1 pseudogene is annotated in these 262 nt (G+C 75.2%); it reads right to left on the minus strand.

The window, feature by feature from the left end:
• Positions 1 to 262: pseudogene (locus Q1A87_RS23970) on the minus strand (protein-L-isoaspartate O-methyltransferase); the annotation flags it as partial.

The raw sequence follows: 262 nt of genomic DNA on the forward strand, positions 1-262 counted from the left end.
CGAAGCGCACGCCCGAGATCCGCTCCTGCGTCCAGTCGTTCGGCCCGGTGCGGGTCACCTTGAGCAGGGACTGGCCCCGCGCCGCCCCGGTCTCGCCCACCGGGATCACCAGCCGCCCGCCGGGCGCGAGTTGCTCCTTGAGCGCCTGCGGGACTGAGGGTCCGCCCGCGGCGACGAGGATGGCGTCGTAGGGCGCGCTGTCAGCCCAGCCGAGCGTGCCGTCGCCGACATGCACGGCGACGGTGCCGTACCCTTCCGCCGC

The sequence above is a fragment of the uncultured Jannaschia sp. genome (assembly GCF_947494055.1).
GTDB lineage: Bacteria > Pseudomonadota > Alphaproteobacteria > Rhodobacterales > Rhodobacteraceae > Jannaschia.